The sequence below is a fragment of the Pseudomonas sp. TJI-51 genome, assembly GCF_000190455.2.
GTDB lineage: Bacteria > Pseudomonadota > Gammaproteobacteria > Pseudomonadales > Pseudomonadaceae > Aquipseudomonas > Aquipseudomonas juntendi.
In genome coordinates this window covers 191-14777 of sequence record NZ_AEWE02000006.1, presented here as the reverse complement: position 1 = coordinate 14777, position 14587 = coordinate 191, and the positions used below count along the sequence as shown (strand labels likewise).

At 62.5% G+C, this 14587-nt stretch carries 15 protein-coding genes; 1 reads left to right on the top strand and 14 read right to left on the bottom strand.

Features of this window, described 5'->3' with window-relative positions; genetic code table 11:
• Positions 1-65: 65 nt before the first annotated feature.
• The 11 genes from G1E_RS28585 to G1E_RS01310 all read right to left on the bottom strand — a co-directional run bounded on the left by G1E_RS28585 (position 66) and on the right by G1E_RS01310 (position 9123).
• Positions 66-224, bottom strand: coding sequence for a hypothetical protein (locus G1E_RS28585; protein WP_009684850.1), 159 nt, complete (start codon positions 222-224; stop codon positions 66-68).
• A 183-nt stretch (positions 225-407) separates the two neighbouring features.
• A complete protein-coding gene (locus tag G1E_RS01355; RefSeq protein WP_009684849.1) occupies positions 408-899 on the bottom strand; it encodes a DUF1543 domain-containing protein in 492 nt (163 codons plus the stop codon).
• A 119-nt stretch (positions 900-1018) separates the two neighbouring features.
• Positions 1019-1363: a hypothetical protein gene (locus tag G1E_RS01350; RefSeq protein WP_047149574.1), complete on the bottom strand. Its 345-nt coding sequence runs from the start codon at positions 1361-1363 to the stop codon at positions 1019-1021.
• Positions 1360-2541, bottom strand: a complete 1182-nt coding sequence (locus tag G1E_RS01345; RefSeq protein WP_009684847.1) for a PotD/PotF family extracellular solute-binding protein — start codon at positions 2539-2541, stop codon at positions 1360-1362. Before G1E_RS01345 ends, G1E_RS01350 begins: the two co-directional genes overlap by 4 nt.
• A complete protein-coding gene (locus G1E_RS01340) occupies positions 2538-3527 on the bottom strand; it encodes a GTP-binding protein (protein ID WP_047149573.1) in 990 nt (329 codons plus the stop codon). Before G1E_RS01340 ends, G1E_RS01345 begins: the two co-directional genes overlap by 4 nt.
• Positions 3524-3823: a hypothetical protein gene (locus G1E_RS01335; protein WP_009684844.1), complete on the bottom strand. Its 300-nt coding sequence runs from the start codon at positions 3821-3823 to the stop codon at positions 3524-3526. Before G1E_RS01335 ends, G1E_RS01340 begins: the two co-directional genes overlap by 4 nt.
• Before the next feature lie 8 nt (positions 3824-3831).
• Positions 3832-4581 carry an SDR family NAD(P)-dependent oxidoreductase gene (locus tag G1E_RS01330; RefSeq protein ID WP_009684843.1) on the bottom strand — a complete coding sequence of 250 codons (750 nt, stop codon included), beginning with the start codon at positions 4579-4581 and terminating at the stop codon, positions 3832-3834.
• 48 nt (positions 4582-4629) lie between these two features.
• Positions 4630-5391, bottom strand: a complete 762-nt coding sequence (locus G1E_RS01325; RefSeq protein WP_047149572.1) for an SDR family NAD(P)-dependent oxidoreductase — start codon at positions 5389-5391, stop codon at positions 4630-4632.
• Positions 5392-5406: 15 nt separating this feature from the next.
• On the bottom strand, positions 5407-6765 hold the full coding sequence (locus G1E_RS01320; protein ID WP_009684841.1) for an MFS transporter: 1359 nt from the start codon (positions 6763-6765) through the stop codon (positions 5407-5409).
• Positions 6766-6821: 56 nt separating this feature from the next.
• Entirely contained in the window at positions 6822-7703 is an 882-nt protein-coding gene (locus tag G1E_RS01315) for a polysaccharide deacetylase (protein WP_009684840.1), read from the bottom strand.
• A 61-nt stretch (positions 7704-7764) separates the two neighbouring features.
• Positions 7765-9123, bottom strand: coding sequence for an amidase (locus tag G1E_RS01310; RefSeq protein ID WP_009684839.1), 1359 nt, complete (start codon positions 9121-9123; stop codon positions 7765-7767).
• Positions 9124-9421: 298 nt separating this feature from the next.
• Here G1E_RS01310 and G1E_RS01305 point away from each other — a divergent pair, with 298 nt between their 5' ends.
• Complete coding sequence (locus G1E_RS01305) at positions 9422-10426, top strand: GntR family transcriptional regulator (RefSeq protein ID WP_009684838.1); 1005 nt, start codon at positions 9422-9424, stop codon at positions 10424-10426.
• A 29-nt stretch (positions 10427-10455) separates the two neighbouring features.
• Here the strand turns inward: G1E_RS01305 and G1E_RS01300 are convergent, their stop codons facing one another.
• From G1E_RS01300 to G1E_RS01290, 3 genes are all read right to left on the bottom strand, one after another.
• Positions 10456-12879, bottom strand: a complete 2424-nt coding sequence (locus tag G1E_RS01300; RefSeq protein ID WP_047149571.1) for a TonB-dependent receptor — start codon at positions 12877-12879, stop codon at positions 10456-10458.
• Between the two features lie 108 nt (positions 12880-12987).
• Entirely contained in the window at positions 12988-13911 is a 924-nt protein-coding gene (locus tag G1E_RS01295; protein WP_047149570.1) for a FecR domain-containing protein, read from the bottom strand.
• Entirely contained in the window at positions 13908-14423 is a 516-nt protein-coding gene (locus G1E_RS01290) for a sigma-70 family RNA polymerase sigma factor (protein ID WP_033690784.1), read from the bottom strand. Before G1E_RS01290 ends, G1E_RS01295 begins: the two co-directional genes overlap by 4 nt.
• Between the last annotated feature and the right edge of the window lie 164 nt (positions 14424-14587).

Below are 14587 nucleotides of genomic sequence, written 5' to 3'. Positions count from 1 at the left end.
TTGAAACCGGCCCCCAGTAGCCAGGGGGCGGGCTGAAACGATGGTCATCCGTGACCCGCTGCTGCTCACAGCGCTTGGCCATCGTCCTCGATGTCTTCTTCAGCCTCAGCGGCATCCGTGGCATCAGCGTCATTCAAAGGCGGTGAACTCGGCTTTTCCGGATCGTTGATGAACGGCACGCCACTCGGTCCGTGCTCTTCATGACCTTTGGTTTCGGGTTGCATGGCAAAGCCTCCAGGCAATTGGGGTTAGCTGTAGGTGGCATGCCACTTACAGCGCTCTGTTACTCATGCGTGTGAGGGGGGAAATGCGGGGAAAATTCAACTGAGAAGCCCGCCGGCCGAATACCACGCCCAGAAACGAGCTTGACCATGCCTCAACCAGCAAGCTGACTGCCACGACCGTTATCAAAGGACAATGTACTGGTTCCGGCTGCGTACCCCGGCATGCGGCCCCTCCACAAGGTGCACGAAACGCCCGCCCACCTGGTCGATGGGCAGGCAGTCATCGACATCCAGCACTGCATCGTTGTGTGCTTGCGACCAGTGCGCCATGGCCTGTTTCTTGCCTTTAGCCATGGCCTCCCGTTTGTCCCTGGCGACCACCAGCAGATAGTCGTGCGCCTCGCCAAAGGCCTGGGCGTCGTACCCGCCCAGGTTGATGAAGTAGAGCCGAAGGGATTCAGGCGACGGCGCCAGCGAGCTGAGCTCGACGCGCCAGTTGTCAACCCCATCGACGGCCATCCAGGCATCGACGTGCACGCCTTTGGGGCTGCCAAACCAACCGTCCCGTAGTTGCGGGTATGCCTGCTCCAGCGTATCCGCGGCCGCAAACACAATGTCGTGAACCTCAATCTTTGCCTGGGGGTGTTTGCCCCCAAGCAGCACCACGAAAAGCATCTAGTCGTCCACCTTGGTAAAAGTTCACCGAGCGCCGGCAGGTGCCAGGCTCCGTATCAGATCGGTTCGGCGCTGAACGCTGGCAAGGTTCGCGGCCCTGGCGGCGCGGTGAAAGGCCTTCACGGCTGCGCCCCCAGCCGGTCGTACCAGGCAGCATAAGGGGTGTTGGTAGCCTTGTAGCGGTTGTAATCAGGGCTACCGTCATCCCACCACACCGGCCCACGCTCGCCTAATGCAACCTTGGCATCATTGACCGCTGCCCTGGCCCGCTTCAAAGCGGCTGCATCGTCGCAGGCTTTTGCCTGCTTCACGGCCCGCCGCGCCTCCATCAACGCGCCCACCAGGTGCTGGCGCGCTTCGTCTGCAAGCGCAGGGTTGCTGCAGCGCCAGAGCTGGCCGTTGACGACGAAATAGCGCCCGTCCGGCGTGCGTGGGTATTTGGCGCCGGTCTGCGACCGGCTCATTTACCCGCCCGCAAAAAATCAGCCCACTTGCGCACCAGGTAATTATGCTCATCCATCACCGAGTTCCAGACCCTGATACGGCCCACACGCTCGGCGTAGGCGCCCCCTTCGCGTAGCTGCCCAGGCTCGATCAGCGGTTCGCCATCACTGCCCAGCAACTGCTCGCGGGCTGGCTTGCCCTCGTACCAGTAATCCCACTCTGCAGCCGACAGGTGATCGCGCGCGCGCAGTGGATTGGAAATGTAGAACCCTTGCCGGGCCATCATCGCGCCTGGCCAACCAGCCAACCACCAGTTCAGGTAGGCATAGGCCGCATCTTTCACCCCACCCTCAACGGCACGGGACAACGACAGGCCACCAAACCAGCCACGGTAACCCTCCCTGGGCACGGCCTGGCGGTACTGAATGCCTTCGCGGTGCAGCTGCATCAAGGCAGGCGACCAGACACTCTCGATGTGCACCTTGGGGCCCAGCATCAGCTTGCCTGCGTCGCGGTCATCAGACCAGAACGCGGCGAAATGGCCTTGGCGCTGAAGCTTGATGAGCACTGCCGCAAGCTGGTCGATCTCGTCCAGGCGCAGGTTCGCGATCACATCGAACGTGGCCAACCCCTTGGCCTGCACCGCCAGTGCCGCGTCCAGCGCCCCGATGGCTGCATCGCTCTGCAACGCCACATGCCCACACCAGTTGGGGTCAACCAACCAGGACCAGCTCTCGTTCTCGATACCGAACCCCGGCGGCAGAAGGTCCGGCCTGTAGGCAAAGCTGTCCGCGTTGTGGGTCAGCGGCAGCATGCTGATCCAGTCTGTCGGGCGGTTGGCCAGGGTCCGGTCATGCTGAACATACAGCCGGTCGCAGGGCAGGCTGCCGCCGGCCAGCTCATCCCCAGCGTGCAGCCGGCCCCGCTTGGGCAGGTCGTTGATCTCGTCCCACAAGGCGACCCGGCGGATGTCGATGGGCTGGATGGCGCCGGCCGGCCAGACAAAATCCATGCTATGGAACCATTGGTCGTACAGGTCATAGCGTTCAGGGTGCATCAACGCAATGCGTTGAACCGTCTGTACATCGTGGATCTGGTACTCGATGCGAATGCCCAGTTCTTTTTCCGCGCGCAAGCGAATGGGCTCCAGCAGCGTGACCGATGTGCCCAATACCCGCAACGTGACCGGGCCACTCATGCCGCACGCCCCAGGCGCTGCAAAAAAGCCTGGAAAGAGCGGCGCAGCAGCTGGGTATCCAGATCGCGCACGATGATCACCAGGCGCGAGCGCCGCGCCTGCCCTGGCCACTGGCGAAGATGCACGGGCGGATGCAGGCAGTGCTGTACGCCGTGAATGACGATAGGTTGTTCAGCATCGATCACATTCAAGATCCCTTTGACCCGCAGAATTCGGTCTCCGTGGCATCTTAGCAGCATCGACAACCAAACCCCGAAGGCAAGCCAATCCAACGGTGTGTCGTACTCCAGTGCACACACCTGGGCGCCGCCGTGGTGCGGCTGCCGGGTGGGCGCAAACAGCAGCCACCTGGCGACCTCCTCATCGGGCTCCAGGCTTCTCAGCCCCTCGCCCAGAAGCTGCTCATCGCCCTGCCCGACCGTGCTCGCCAACGCGATGGATGCCGTCGGGTTGAGGGCTTGCAAGTGTGCCAGCAACGGGTCGAGCACCGCAGCGCTTACCAGGTCTGCCTTGCTCACCAGCAGCCGATCGGCAGCCGTGACCTGGCCCAGCCACTCGGGGTGAATCCGCTCCTGAAGCATGGCGTGCTGGGCGTCGACCACCGTCACCATCAGGCCCACGTGATAGCGGCCGCGCAGTTGTGGGTCTCGCTGCAGCGTGGCAAGAATGGGCGCGGGGTCGGCCAGGCCTGTGGTTTCCAGGAGCACGCGGCGAAAAGCCGGAACCTCCCCGCGCGCACGCTTGCCGTGCAGGTCGATCAGCGCTTGCTTCAGATCCCCCCTAACAGAACAGCAGACACACCCACTCGGCAGCAACACCGTATCGGGGGCAACTTCCTGCACCAGCACGTCATCGATCCCCACCTCCCCATACTCGTTGATGAGCACCGCCGTGTCGCCCATGTCCGCATTGGCCAGCACCCGCTTGAGCAAGGTGGTTTTGCCACTGCCCAGAAAACCTGTCAGCACATTGATCTGCAGGCTCATGCCGACGCCTCCAGGTGATCGAGGATGCGCGGATCCAGGGGGTCAAGGGTGCGCCCCAGTATGCTTTCGGCGGTCTGCCAGAGCTGATCCAGACCCGAGGCAACACCCTGCTTGCCGGTAGGGCCTTGCACCAGATACGACGCACCCTGCACGTCACTGACCTTGAGCCTGAAGGGTGCTACCACCTGATTGATCGCGGCGATGCGCCGCAAGCGCTCACGGCGGCCGGGAAGGCTCGTGTCCAGGGGGTCGCTCCAGTGCGCGTCCTCACCGATCAGGCCGCAAAGTCCACACATGGCTCACCTCAAGGCATTACATCGCCGGAATTGGGGTTAAGGGTTTGGCCGACGAACAGGTTGCCGCCAGGCTCGCTCGCCAACAGCACGGCGATCGGTGCCACTTCTTCAGCCTTGCCGAAGCGGCCCAACGGCAGCTCCTTGGCCTTGGCAACCTTCCACGCCTGGCTGATCCCCTCCACCAGCGGGGTTTCAATCGGCCCTGGCGCCACGCAGTTGACCAGTACGTTGCCCTTGCTCACCTCCAGTGCCAGCGACTTGCTGAAACCGATCACGCCGGCTTTGGCTGCCGCATAGTGCGCCAGTTGTGCACCGCCCTTGATCCCCAGCTGGGAGGCGATGTTGATGATGCGCCCCCACTGCTGCGCCAGCATGTACGGCAGCGCGCGCTGGCTTGCGACGAACACGCTGGTCAGGTCCACCCGCAGCATTTCATCCCACATTTCCTGGGTCAGGTCCACACAGGGAGCCTGGGTCAGCATGCCGGCATTGTTGACCAGCACATCGATGCCCCCCAGCGCTGCCACGCAGGCATCTACACCGGCTTGCGCACCCTCCCGGCTACCTACATCAGCAACAGATTCGATCACCTGCGCGCCGCGGTCGCGGCATTGGTTCGCGACTAACGCCAGGCGCTGGGGGTCGCGGTCACACAACACGAGCAGCGCGCCCGCATCGGCGTAGGCATGGGCGATGGCCGCGCCGATGCCACTCCCTGCGCCGGTGATGACGGCGCGGCGGTTCTGCAATGGTTTCATGCTTGTTCTCCTCGCGGCCGCAAGGCGAGCTTGCGGCGCAGCAATTTCCTATTCAGGCCAGCGCACCGTAAGGCCGCCATCGATCACGATGCTCTGGCCGGTGATGTAGCTCGACGCAGGGCCGGTCAGGAAGCAGACCAGGTCGGCAACCTCGCTGGCGCGCCCTACGCGCCCCAACGGGATCGCCTTGCCCGCCTTGGCCAGGCCGTCGGCGCCCAGCGAATTTTTGCTGTCCAGCGATTGCGGGGTTTCGATCAGGCCGGGAATGATGGTGTTGCAACGGAGGCCCCTGGGGGCAAATTCCACCGCCAGGGAGCGGCACAACCCGGGCACCCCAGCCTTGGCCGCTGCGTAATGCGCGTGGTCCTGCCAGCCATACACGCCACCGGCAATCGACGAAATGGCCACCAGTGCGCCGCCTTCCCGAATGTGGCGGCTTGCGCTGCGGAAGGTGCGCATCACGCCGGTAAGGTCGACGTTGAGCATTTCATTCCATTGCTCGTCCGACATTTCCAGCAGCGGCGCCCGGCGCAAAAGCCCGGCGTTGGCCACGGCATAATCGAGCCGACCGAAGCGCTCGACTGCCGCGGCGGCGATGGCGTCCAGTGAGGCGCTGTCGGTAACGTCCATCGCCATCATCGAACATTCGCCGCCGGCCTGGGCGACCAACCGCTCCGTTTCAGCGGGGTCATGCGGGTCGGCGGGCAGGTAGCCGCCCATCACGCGCACCCCCATCCGGGCGTACGCGACGGCGACCGCCTGGCCAATGCCACTGGCAGCCCCAGTGACCAACGCTACGGGTCGAGACATGTGTGCAACTCCTGGTTATTTGACTGAAAGAGGTTCGACATGCCGGGCGGCAAGCATGATCAAGCCCGACAGGAAGCAAGGCAGCGCGCCGAACCAGAGCGCCGCGCTGTGCCATTCACCGCCAGTGGACAACACGCTGGTAATCCCCAGCCCGGCGACGATGGCGCCGATCGGCCCCATGGCATGCACGATGGCGCCGCCTGTGGCACGGATACTGGTGGGGAAGCTCTCGCCCATGAAAAACAACATGGCGGAGTAAGGGCCGGTCAGGAAGAACAGGCCAAGGCTGTAGAAGGCGATGACCGTGACCAGGTCGCTGGGGCCCTGGATCATGGCGAAGAAGGCCAGGCCGCCACACATCCAGCCCAGCGCTACGGTATTGCGCCGGCCAATCCGGTCACCCAGCCAACCGTGAACCAGGTAGCCGATGAAGCCCACCAGGTTGGACAACACCAGGATCCACAAGGAGTTCTCGAACGACAGCTTGTGAACACTCACGATCACCGACGTGCCCAGCACGCTGAACACCTGGATAGCCGACCAGTTCAGCAGGATCGCCAGGCTCAAGACCACGGTCGATCGCAGGGCCGCCCCACGGAAGGCAGCAGCAACACCGGCTTTGGCGTGCTCGTCGTAGTCGACGTTGTACTCGCGCGCCAGGCTGCGCGCGGCAGGTTCGTCGCCTGCTTTGCGCAACTGGTGGATGCGCTGATGCACCTGGAACTGGGGACTTTCCTTGAGCTTGCGCGCCAGGATGGCAACTACCAGCGCAGGTAAAGCGGCGAAGATGAAGCAACCCTGCCAGCCAATGTGCGGCAGCAACAATGCCGTCAGGCCTGCTGCGATCAACGCCCCAACCGGCCAGCCGCTTTGTACCAGGCTGTAGACGAAGCCGCGGCGCTTGATCAGTTTCGGGTCGGTCGACGCTGCGTACACCTCGGTCAGGTAGGTAGCGTTGACCCCTTCCTCGGCGTAACCCAGCCCTGCCACCGAACGCACGGCAATCAACGGCCCCTTGCCCATGCCGGCACACACCGCTGTCAGCGCAGAGCACAGTGCGGTGCCGCCAATGGTGAAGATGATCCCGCCACGGCGCCCGATCTTGTCCACCAGCGGCCCGACAATGAAGGCCACGACAGCGCCGCCGACCGCTACCCAGGTGGCAATTTCCGCCTGTTCAGCTTCACTCCAGGTGAAATGCCCGCCCATGACCGGCAGCAGGGTGCCGAACAGGATGAAATCGTAAACTGCAAAAACCCAGGCGAAGAAGGCAATCCAGGTTGCGTATCTGACATCTCTGGATTCCAGCTGTACCGGTTTCCAGGTACCAGGCTCGGTCACAGGAGCCGTGGTGGTGGCTTGCGTAGTGGTCATATCGGCGCTTCTCTTGTTTTGGATCCGCTTGAAAACGTGCTAACCGAAGCAGTGGCTCAACGCTTGCGCGGTTGGCGCCGGATAAAGTCGTCGGCGATTTCGTCCATGGTGACGAACTTCACACCTGGGTGGCTTTTCATGTGCTCGATAAGCCGCTCGAGCATGAGCAGCACCTGAGGCCGGCCGGACACATCGGGGTGAATGGTGATGGGGAATACCGCGTAGTCATTCTCCCGGTAGACCCAGTCGAACTGATCACGCCACATCTCTTCAAGGTGGCGCGGGTTGACGAAGCCGTGGCTGTTGGGCGATTTCTTGATGAACATCATCGGCGGCAAGTCATCGAGGTACCAGTTGGCCGGTATCTCGACCAGATCGGTCTCTTCACCGCGCACCAAGGGCTTCATCCAGGTATCGGGGTGCTGGCTGTAATCGATTTTGCTCCAGCTGTCCTTCACTCGAACGTAGTAAGGGTGGAAGTCGTTGTGCATCAGGCTGTGGTCGTACTTGATGCCCTTCTTCAGCAGCAGTTCGTTGGTAACGTTGCTGAACTCCCACCACGGCGCCACATAGCCCGTGGGCCGCTTGCCTGCCAACCGGGTGATGATTTCAATCGATTTGTCCAGAACGATTTCTTCCTGTTCCGGCGTCATCGCGATCGGGTTCTCATGGCTGTACCCATGAATGCCCACTTCATGCCCCGCTTCAACCACCGCCTTCATCTGCTCGGGGAAGGTCTCCACCGAATGGCCCGGGATGAACCAGGTTGTGCGCAGGTCATATTGCTTGAACAGCTTGAGAAGGCGCGGCGCGCCCACTTCGCCGGCAAACAGACCGCGCGAGATATCGTCAGGCGAGTCCTCACCCCCGTAGGAGCCCAGCCAACCGGCTACCGCGTCCACGTCAACGCCAATCGATACAAAAATTTCTTTTGTCATTATCTCGACCTCTTGGTTATTCAATTGATTGCAGGCGCCGCTGCCTGCCCGGTGGGCTGGCTCAAAGCCCAGCGCGCACGTAGGGCTCGATCGCCAATGCAGCTCGCAGCAACCCCTTGTCATTCCCACTCGAACTCGAAAGCAGCAGGCTGGTAGGTAGCCCTGCCTCCCCCGTGCCGCTTGGCAACGCAACGCCAGGCATGTCCAACATGCTGCCCGGCATGGTCAGCCGCAGCGTTGCCAGGTTGGTAGCAACGAACAGCTCTGCGTCCTCTTCCAGCGGTGCCAGCAGTGGCGCCACATGGCCGACGGTCGGGGTTACCAGGAAGGCCCCGTCCAGCTCGTGCGCGATCTGTGCTTTCAGTGCTTCGGCAGCCTGGTACAGCAGCACTTGCTTGCTGGCTGGGTAGGCACGGGCGCCCTCGAGCCGCTTGCGCACCCGGGGGTCCAGTTGCTCGGCCTGCGGGCTGTCGAGCAGCCCTTGGTAAAGGGCAAAAGCCTCGGCGCCGCCCAGCCAACCGATTTGCTCGATCACCTCCAGTGCTTGCTGGAAGGCCGGGACAGCTTTGTGCTCGACCACCGCGCCGGCTGCAGCCAACCGCTCCAGTGCCGCAACAAGGTTGGCCCTGACTTCTGGCTGAATGCGTGCGTCGCCCAGCAACTGCGCATCCACGCAAATCTTGAGCCCGGCGATGGGCAGGGCAACGGTGTCTAGCGGCATGCCAAGGTGGTCGCCCAGTAGCAGGTTGTCGAGGACGATGGCATCGCGCACGCTACGGGTAATGGGCCCCAGCGAGTCGAGGGACCGTGCCAGGGGGGTGACCCCTTCGAATGAGTACCGCTTGGCACTGCTGCGGTAGCCGACCAAACCATTGAACGCCGCCGGCACCCGGATGGAGCCGGCAGTGTCGGTCGACATGGCGATAGGGGCCACACCTTGGGCGACCGCAATTGCCGATCCCGATGACGAGCCACCCGGCGCGCGTGCGGCGCCGGCGAAGCCCAGGTTGGTTGGCGTGCCGAAATGGGGATTGAGGCCCAGCCCCGAATACGCCAGCTCACTGAGGTTGGTCTTTGCCACGCTGACCATGCCCGCCCGGCTGAGCGCCGTGGCCAGTGCGCAATCACGCCGCGCCGGTTGCGCGTGCAAGCGCACCTTCGCGCCTGCAGTGGTGATGTGGTCGGCCAGGTCGTACAGGTCTTTCCAGACGACCGGTACCCCATCGAACGCAGACAACGGTTGCCCAGCTTGCCAGCGGCACCTGGCCGCTGCCGCTTCGCGCAGCGCCCGCGCCTCGCACAGGGTGATGAATGCAGCCGGCACCTGCTGAGCGCTCACCAGTGCCGCTTCCATCGCAGTAACAGGGTCGTGGGTTCCCGCAGCAAACTGCCCGGCCAGGGAAAGCGCATCGGCACGCATGGCAAAACCTCTTAAATGTACATTTGTGTAATACGTACATTTGCATAAGCATGCGTCGTGCCAACCTTGTGCAGCGATTCATAGAAGTGCGCGGATCCGTGTTTGCCAAGGGCTGGCGATGGCCCGCTGTAGCCAATCACGGTTGCGCCTATTAAATGTATGTTTTACTGGATGATACATTTTGGGGTGTTCGGTAACAGCCTGCCCCAAAACCGTTCACAGCAGTGTCACCGGGGACCGGTCACATCTCGCTTCGCTTGTGCGAAACTGGCCTCCCACGCTTCATGAGAACCCTCTGATGTCTGTTACCCAACCCCTTGAAGACCGCCCGGCCTCTCGTTACGAGATCATCCGGAACACCCTGCGCGAGGCGATTCTGGGTGGGCAGACGGCGCCAGGGCTGGTGCTGGTGGAGGGGCCTTTGGCAGAACTGTTCGGCACCAGCCGGGTACCGGTACGCCAGGCCCTGAACCTGCTGCATGAGGAAGGGCTGATCCGCCGCTTCGAGGGCCGGGGCTTTCTCGTCGACCCCCAGGGCACCAGCGCAATCCCGTTGCGCGCACCGCTCACGCGCAAGCTCCTGGGGCTGGAGCCACAAGAAGACCTGATCGATTACCGCCCGGTAGGTGAGCGTATTTACGACCACCTTGCCCAGACAGTCGTGCGGTTCATGGTCTTTGGTCATTACCGAATCGATGAGCAGAGTGCCGCCGAAGAACTCAACGTCAGCCGGAATGTCGTCAGGGAATCGTTGATGCGATTGCGCGACAAAGGTCTGGTGGAAAAAGAGCCCTACTCGCAATGGCTCGCCGGCCCGCTGACGGCCGAGGCGGTCAAGCACGATTACGAGCTACGGATGCTGCTGGAGCCGGATGCCCTGCGCCAAGGCGTCGAGCATGTCAGCCGCAGTGATCTTGAAGCGATGCTGCACCGCGTAGTCAGTGCGCAGGCCGCCGGCCGTGATGTGAAGCGCGCCGACATCGAACAACTCGAGCAGGACCTGCATGTGGCCTGCATCGCCGGCGTGGCCAATACCCGCATGGCAGCAGTCATTCGCCAATGTCAGATCCCCATGAATGTCGGCCGGGTCTTGCACGAAGCCCTGCAGTCCAGCAATGACGAAGCCATGCTGGTGGAGCACCGCCTGGTCTTCGAAGCCTTGCTGTACGGCACCGTCGACACTGCCTGTTCATGCCTGCGTGACCACCTGTGCAAGGCCCGCGAACGGACCTTGCAGCGGCTCAAGGTGCTGTCGGTGCTGCCCGAACCTGACGCGCCGGGCTATCTGCAAAGGCTGGCCTGAGGCGTCGGCGGGCCTGCACCCTCCCCGCGTTAAAAAGCGTACCGGGTGCTGAACATGACATTGCGTGGCTCACCGTAGTAGCCGGTGAAGAAGGTCGGGTCCAGGGCGCTGAAATACTGCTTGTCGAACACGTTGTTGACGTTGACAGAAGCGCTCAGCTGCCGGGTGATGTCATAACGCGCCATCACGTTGAACACGGCATACTGTTCCTGCGTCGCCTTGCCCTGGCTCGTCGTCACGCTCATGCCACTTTGCCAGTTCAGGCCCCCGCCGATGGTCAATGGGTTCAGGTCCCCTTGAAGACGGTAGGTCGTCCAGAGCTTTATCAAGTTAGCCGGTGCTTCGGTTCTGATGCGCTCATGGTCGGCATCCTTGGTAACGCTATGGCTGTAGCTTGCGCTGACATTCCAGTCCGGGAGCACTTCGCCAAAGATTTCCATGTCGATACCGCGCGTTTTCGCGCCGGCCACCGCGCGGTAGGCCGACTCGCGCACCGTGCCTTCCACGGTTTCGCCCGTGGGAACCCCCAGGTTGTCCTGTTTTATTTCATAAAGGGCAATGGCCGTGTTGACGCGGCCGTCGAAGAACTCGCTTTTCAGGCCAACTTCGTAGTTGTCCCCTTCCCTCGGCTCCAGGTTCCTGCCGTTTTGCTCTCGTAGGGCTTGAGGCTTGTAGATCGTCGTGTAGCCGGCGTACACCGAATGAATGTCGTCGAGGTCATACACCACCCCGGCATAAGGCGTTATGAAGCCGCTTTCACGGCTTTCGGCAGTGCTGGACGAACGCGTGTAAGGCGGGTTGTAGATGGCTTTCTTCTTGTAGCTGTAGTCACCGACACGGGCACCGACAATCAGCGACAGATCGTCCGCCGGCTTGAAGCGTGCCACCATGTACGCCGCATCCTGGCGAATCGTGGTGTCGTCGTTCATCAGTTTACCGACCGATGTCGGCCGCTCGGTGTCGTTGTCCCAGCTATGGATATTGGCCGGGCGCATCTCCAGGTCGTCATCGTCCGGGTCGCTGTAGTCCTTAAACTGCGAAGCGCTCAGGCCCAATACCAGTTCATGCTCGCGGCCCAGGAACTGGAACGGCCCCTGGGCCATGGCGTCGAGACCCAATTGGCGCTGGGAGCCATAGCCATCTCCCCCGTAAAGGTAGGCGCCCTCACCTGTTTCACGGTCAGGTGCCCCACCACTGAGCGAAGCCAGCGAATAGTCCCGGGTGCTGTACATGTTGTTCACGGCCAGCTTCAGTTTCCAGTCGTTGCCCAGGCCGTGCTCGAGGGTCGCGAAGGTATTGAGCGTGTTCTGCTGGCGATAGCTCCAGCGCGCCCCGGCGTTGATGGAGCGTGGGAAGTCAGTCTGCTTGCCGTCGCTGTAGAACAACGGGAAGCTGGCGAAGGATACGCCACGCGGGTCATTCTTCTGGTAGTCGAAACCGACCGTCAGCAGCGTACTGTCGGTGAGGTCAGCTTCCAGAATGCCGTAATACGTTTGCTTCTCCTGCTGGTAGTGGTCGATGAAGCTGTTGCCCTGCTGGTAAGCCATGACAGCGCGGCCGCGCAAGCGCGCATCGGTGGTCAGCGGGCCAGACACATCCACTTCGGTGCGATACGTGTCCCACGAGCCTGCGCCGGCGCTGACCGAGCCCTGGAACCCGGCGGTTGGCCGCTTGCGGACCAGGTTGACACTGCCAGAGGGGTCGCCGGCACCGGTCATCAAACCGGTGGCGCCCCTGACGATTTCGACCCGGTCATAGACCGAGGTATCGATCAGGCTCTGCGGGCTTGCGCTGGTTTGCACGATCAAGGTGGTCGGGATGCCATCGAACTGGTAACTGTCCAGGGCATACCCACGCGAATAGATGTTCACGCGTTCACTGTCGATGTTCTGCACGGAAAGGCCTGGCGTCTGTTTCAGCACATCGCTCAGTGTGGTGAGTTGCTGGTCTTCCATGCGCTGGCGTGTCATCACGCTGACCGTTTGCGGGGTCTCGCGCAATGACAAGGCAAGCTTGGTGGCGGCGTTGGTGGCACCCGTGGTGTAGGCGCCGGTCCCTTCCGTGATGGCGCCCAGGCCTGCTGCATCGATGGTGGTAGCGCCCAGCTGCAGGGCCCCGCCGGGTTCCATGCTGGCGAGTACGAACCGTTTTTCGCCAGCCTGCACAATGCGCAACCCGCTGCCCTGAAGCACGTGGGCGAAACCTTGCTCCACCTCGTAGCTACCGTGCAGCCCTGGCGAGCTCAAGCCCGCTGTTTGTTCCGAGCTGAAGGTGATCATCACGCCACTGGCGGCAGCGAGCTGACTCAAGGCGGCAGCCAACGTGCCAGCGGGGATGTCATAGTCGATCGGTTTGGCCCAGGCAGGCGTCACCGCCAATACGGCGCCAGCAAAGCACAGGGCCCGTGCTGTGGGTTGGCCGCAAAGGCCAGAAAAGAGGGGGCGTACTTGCATGAAAGGTTTCCTGTCAGCGTTGGCAATGGGTGCGTCTGATGCGCACATGCAGGTAGAGCCGAAACAGGAATGAAAATCTGTTACCCCTCTATGCAGAAAAATTCACCGTCATGCCGCCTGGCGTTCCAGCCTTACCCAGTAACGGGTCAGGCGGCGGACCCGAACCGGCAGTGAGGCCTCCAGGTTGGCCAGCGCGCCCTCGGTATCGTCGAGCAGAAAAGTGCCGGAGATCCGCAGGCCGGCGATATCAGGCGAGCAGCTCAGCACACCGTGGCGATAGCGGGAGAGCTCGGCCAGTACCGCATCCAGGCGCCAGTCCACGGCAACCAGCATGCCGCGCGCCCACGCAGAGCCCTGTTCTGGCGCTGGCTGCAGGGGGCCTATGGTGGTTGCGCTGAAGCTCACGGCCTGCCCCGCTTCGGCGCGCAGTGCCTGGCCGAGGCCCAGTTGCGGCCTGACCCGCACGGCATGCGCTTGCACGGCAACCCGGGTAGTGCCATCGTCCTGACGCACCGTGAATCGGGTGCCGAGCGCCTCGACACGCCCCTGCGCAGTCTGCACGCTAAGGGCGCGAGCATCTTTTGCGGTGTCGACCAGAATGGCACCTTGGCGCAACACGATCAGCCGTTGCTGGGCATCGAACAGCACATCCACCCGCGTGGCGGTATCCAGCACCAGTACACTGCCATCGGCCAGCGTCAGCCGCTGCCGTTGGCCGACGCCCGTGCTGTAGTCGGCGGCGAAGGGCGAAGCCCGGTAGCCTGCCCAGCCGGTTGCACCGACCCCAAGCAGCACGACCAGCTGTTTGAGTACCGCCCTTCTATGCTGGCGTGCCTGCTCGATGGTGGTGGAGACCACGCCAGCGGGTGCCAGGCTCAAACGTTGTTGCAACCGCTCTACACGCTGCCAGGCTTGTGCATGCACGGGGTCGGCATCCAGCCAGGCCTGCCATTGCGCGCGGGTGGCCTGGGTGGCGCTGCTGTCATTGAGGCGAACATGCCATTCAACCGCCTGGGCCAGTACCTGGTTCATTCGCCGTCCATCAACAGGCAGTGCATCAGGCCCTTGGCCAGGTGCTTGCGCACGGTGCTGACCGACACATTGAAACGCTCGGCGGTCTTCTCATACGTCAGCCCATCCAGTTGCACAGCAAGGAATATTTGCCGTGTACGCAGCCCCAGGCCGTCGAGCATGCGGTCTATGGCCAGCAGGCTTTCCAGAATGATTGCCCGGGTCTCGGCACAGGGCGCATGAACGTCTGGCCTGGACGCCAATGCTTGCAGGTACGCCTGCTCCAGGCTGCGGCGGCGATACAGGTCGATGACCAACCCGCGCGCGATGGTCGCCAGGTAATGACGGGGGTGCTGCAGCGAATGGGCGGTGCGCGCGACCATTACCCGTACGAACGTGTCCTGGGCAAGATCGGCAGCATCCGCCGAATTACTCAAACGTTGGCGCAACCAGCCACGTAGCCAACCGTTGTGATCCTGATACAGCCTGTGCAGGTGTTGATGGTGCGTCGTTTCCGTGACCGATCCGGACATCTTGTTACCCACGCGAAAACGAGAATAGGAATTCATCGCGATTGTAATGGGCTTGTATCTCGCTGGGAAGCTGTGCACCACCGCTAGCGGGTAGTTCACTTGAGTGTGAGTAACACCCAATGGGGCTGCTTCGCAGCCAATCGTCGGCAAGCCAGCTCCTACAG

Excerpts from the sequence above, each read along its gene's own strand:
- G1E_RS01335 (WP_009684844.1), bottom strand. The coding sequence starts at position 3,823 with ATGTGTGGACTTTGCGGCCTGATCGGTGAGGACGCGCACTGGAGCGAC.
- G1E_RS28585 (WP_009684850.1), bottom strand. The coding sequence starts at position 224 with ATGCAACCCGAAACCAAAGGTCATGAAGAGCACGGACCGAGTGGCGTG.
- G1E_RS01290 (WP_033690784.1), bottom strand. The coding sequence starts at position 14,423 with ATGTCCGGATCGGTCACGGAAACGACGCACCATCAACACCTGCACAGG.
- G1E_RS01315 (WP_009684840.1), bottom strand. The coding sequence starts at position 7,703 with ATGACAAAAGAAATTTTTGTATCGATTGGCGTTGACGTGGACGCGGTA.
- G1E_RS01345 (WP_009684847.1), bottom strand. The coding sequence starts at position 2,541 with ATGAGTGGCCCGGTCACGTTGCGGGTATTGGGCACATCGGTCACGCTG.
- G1E_RS01295 (WP_047149570.1), bottom strand. The coding sequence starts at position 13,911 with ATGAACCAGGTACTGGCCCAGGCGGTTGAATGGCATGTTCGCCTCAAT.
- G1E_RS01310 (WP_009684839.1), bottom strand. The coding sequence starts at position 9,123 with ATGCGTGCCGATGCGCTTTCCCTGGCCGGGCAGTTTGCTGCGGGAACC.
- G1E_RS01350 (WP_047149574.1), bottom strand. The coding sequence starts at position 1,363 with ATGAGCCGGTCGCAGACCGGCGCCAAATACCCACGCACGCCGGACGGG.
- G1E_RS01355 (WP_009684849.1), bottom strand. The coding sequence starts at position 899 with ATGCTTTTCGTGGTGCTGCTTGGGGGCAAACACCCCCAGGCAAAGATT.
- G1E_RS01325 (WP_047149572.1), bottom strand. The coding sequence starts at position 5,391 with ATGTCTCGACCCGTAGCGTTGGTCACTGGGGCTGCCAGTGGCATTGGC.
- G1E_RS01305 (WP_009684838.1), top strand. The coding sequence starts at position 9,422 with ATGTCTGTTACCCAACCCCTTGAAGACCGCCCGGCCTCTCGTTACGAG.
- G1E_RS01340 (WP_047149573.1), bottom strand. The coding sequence starts at position 3,527 with ATGAGCCTGCAGATCAATGTGCTGACAGGTTTTCTGGGCAGTGGCAAA.
- G1E_RS01330 (WP_009684843.1), bottom strand. The coding sequence starts at position 4,581 with ATGAAACCATTGCAGAACCGCCGCGCCGTCATCACCGGCGCAGGGAGT.
- G1E_RS01320 (WP_009684841.1), bottom strand. The coding sequence starts at position 6,765 with ATGACCACTACGCAAGCCACCACCACGGCTCCTGTGACCGAGCCTGGT.
- G1E_RS01300 (WP_047149571.1), bottom strand. The coding sequence starts at position 12,879 with ATGCAAGTACGCCCCCTCTTTTCTGGCCTTTGCGGCCAACCCACAGCA.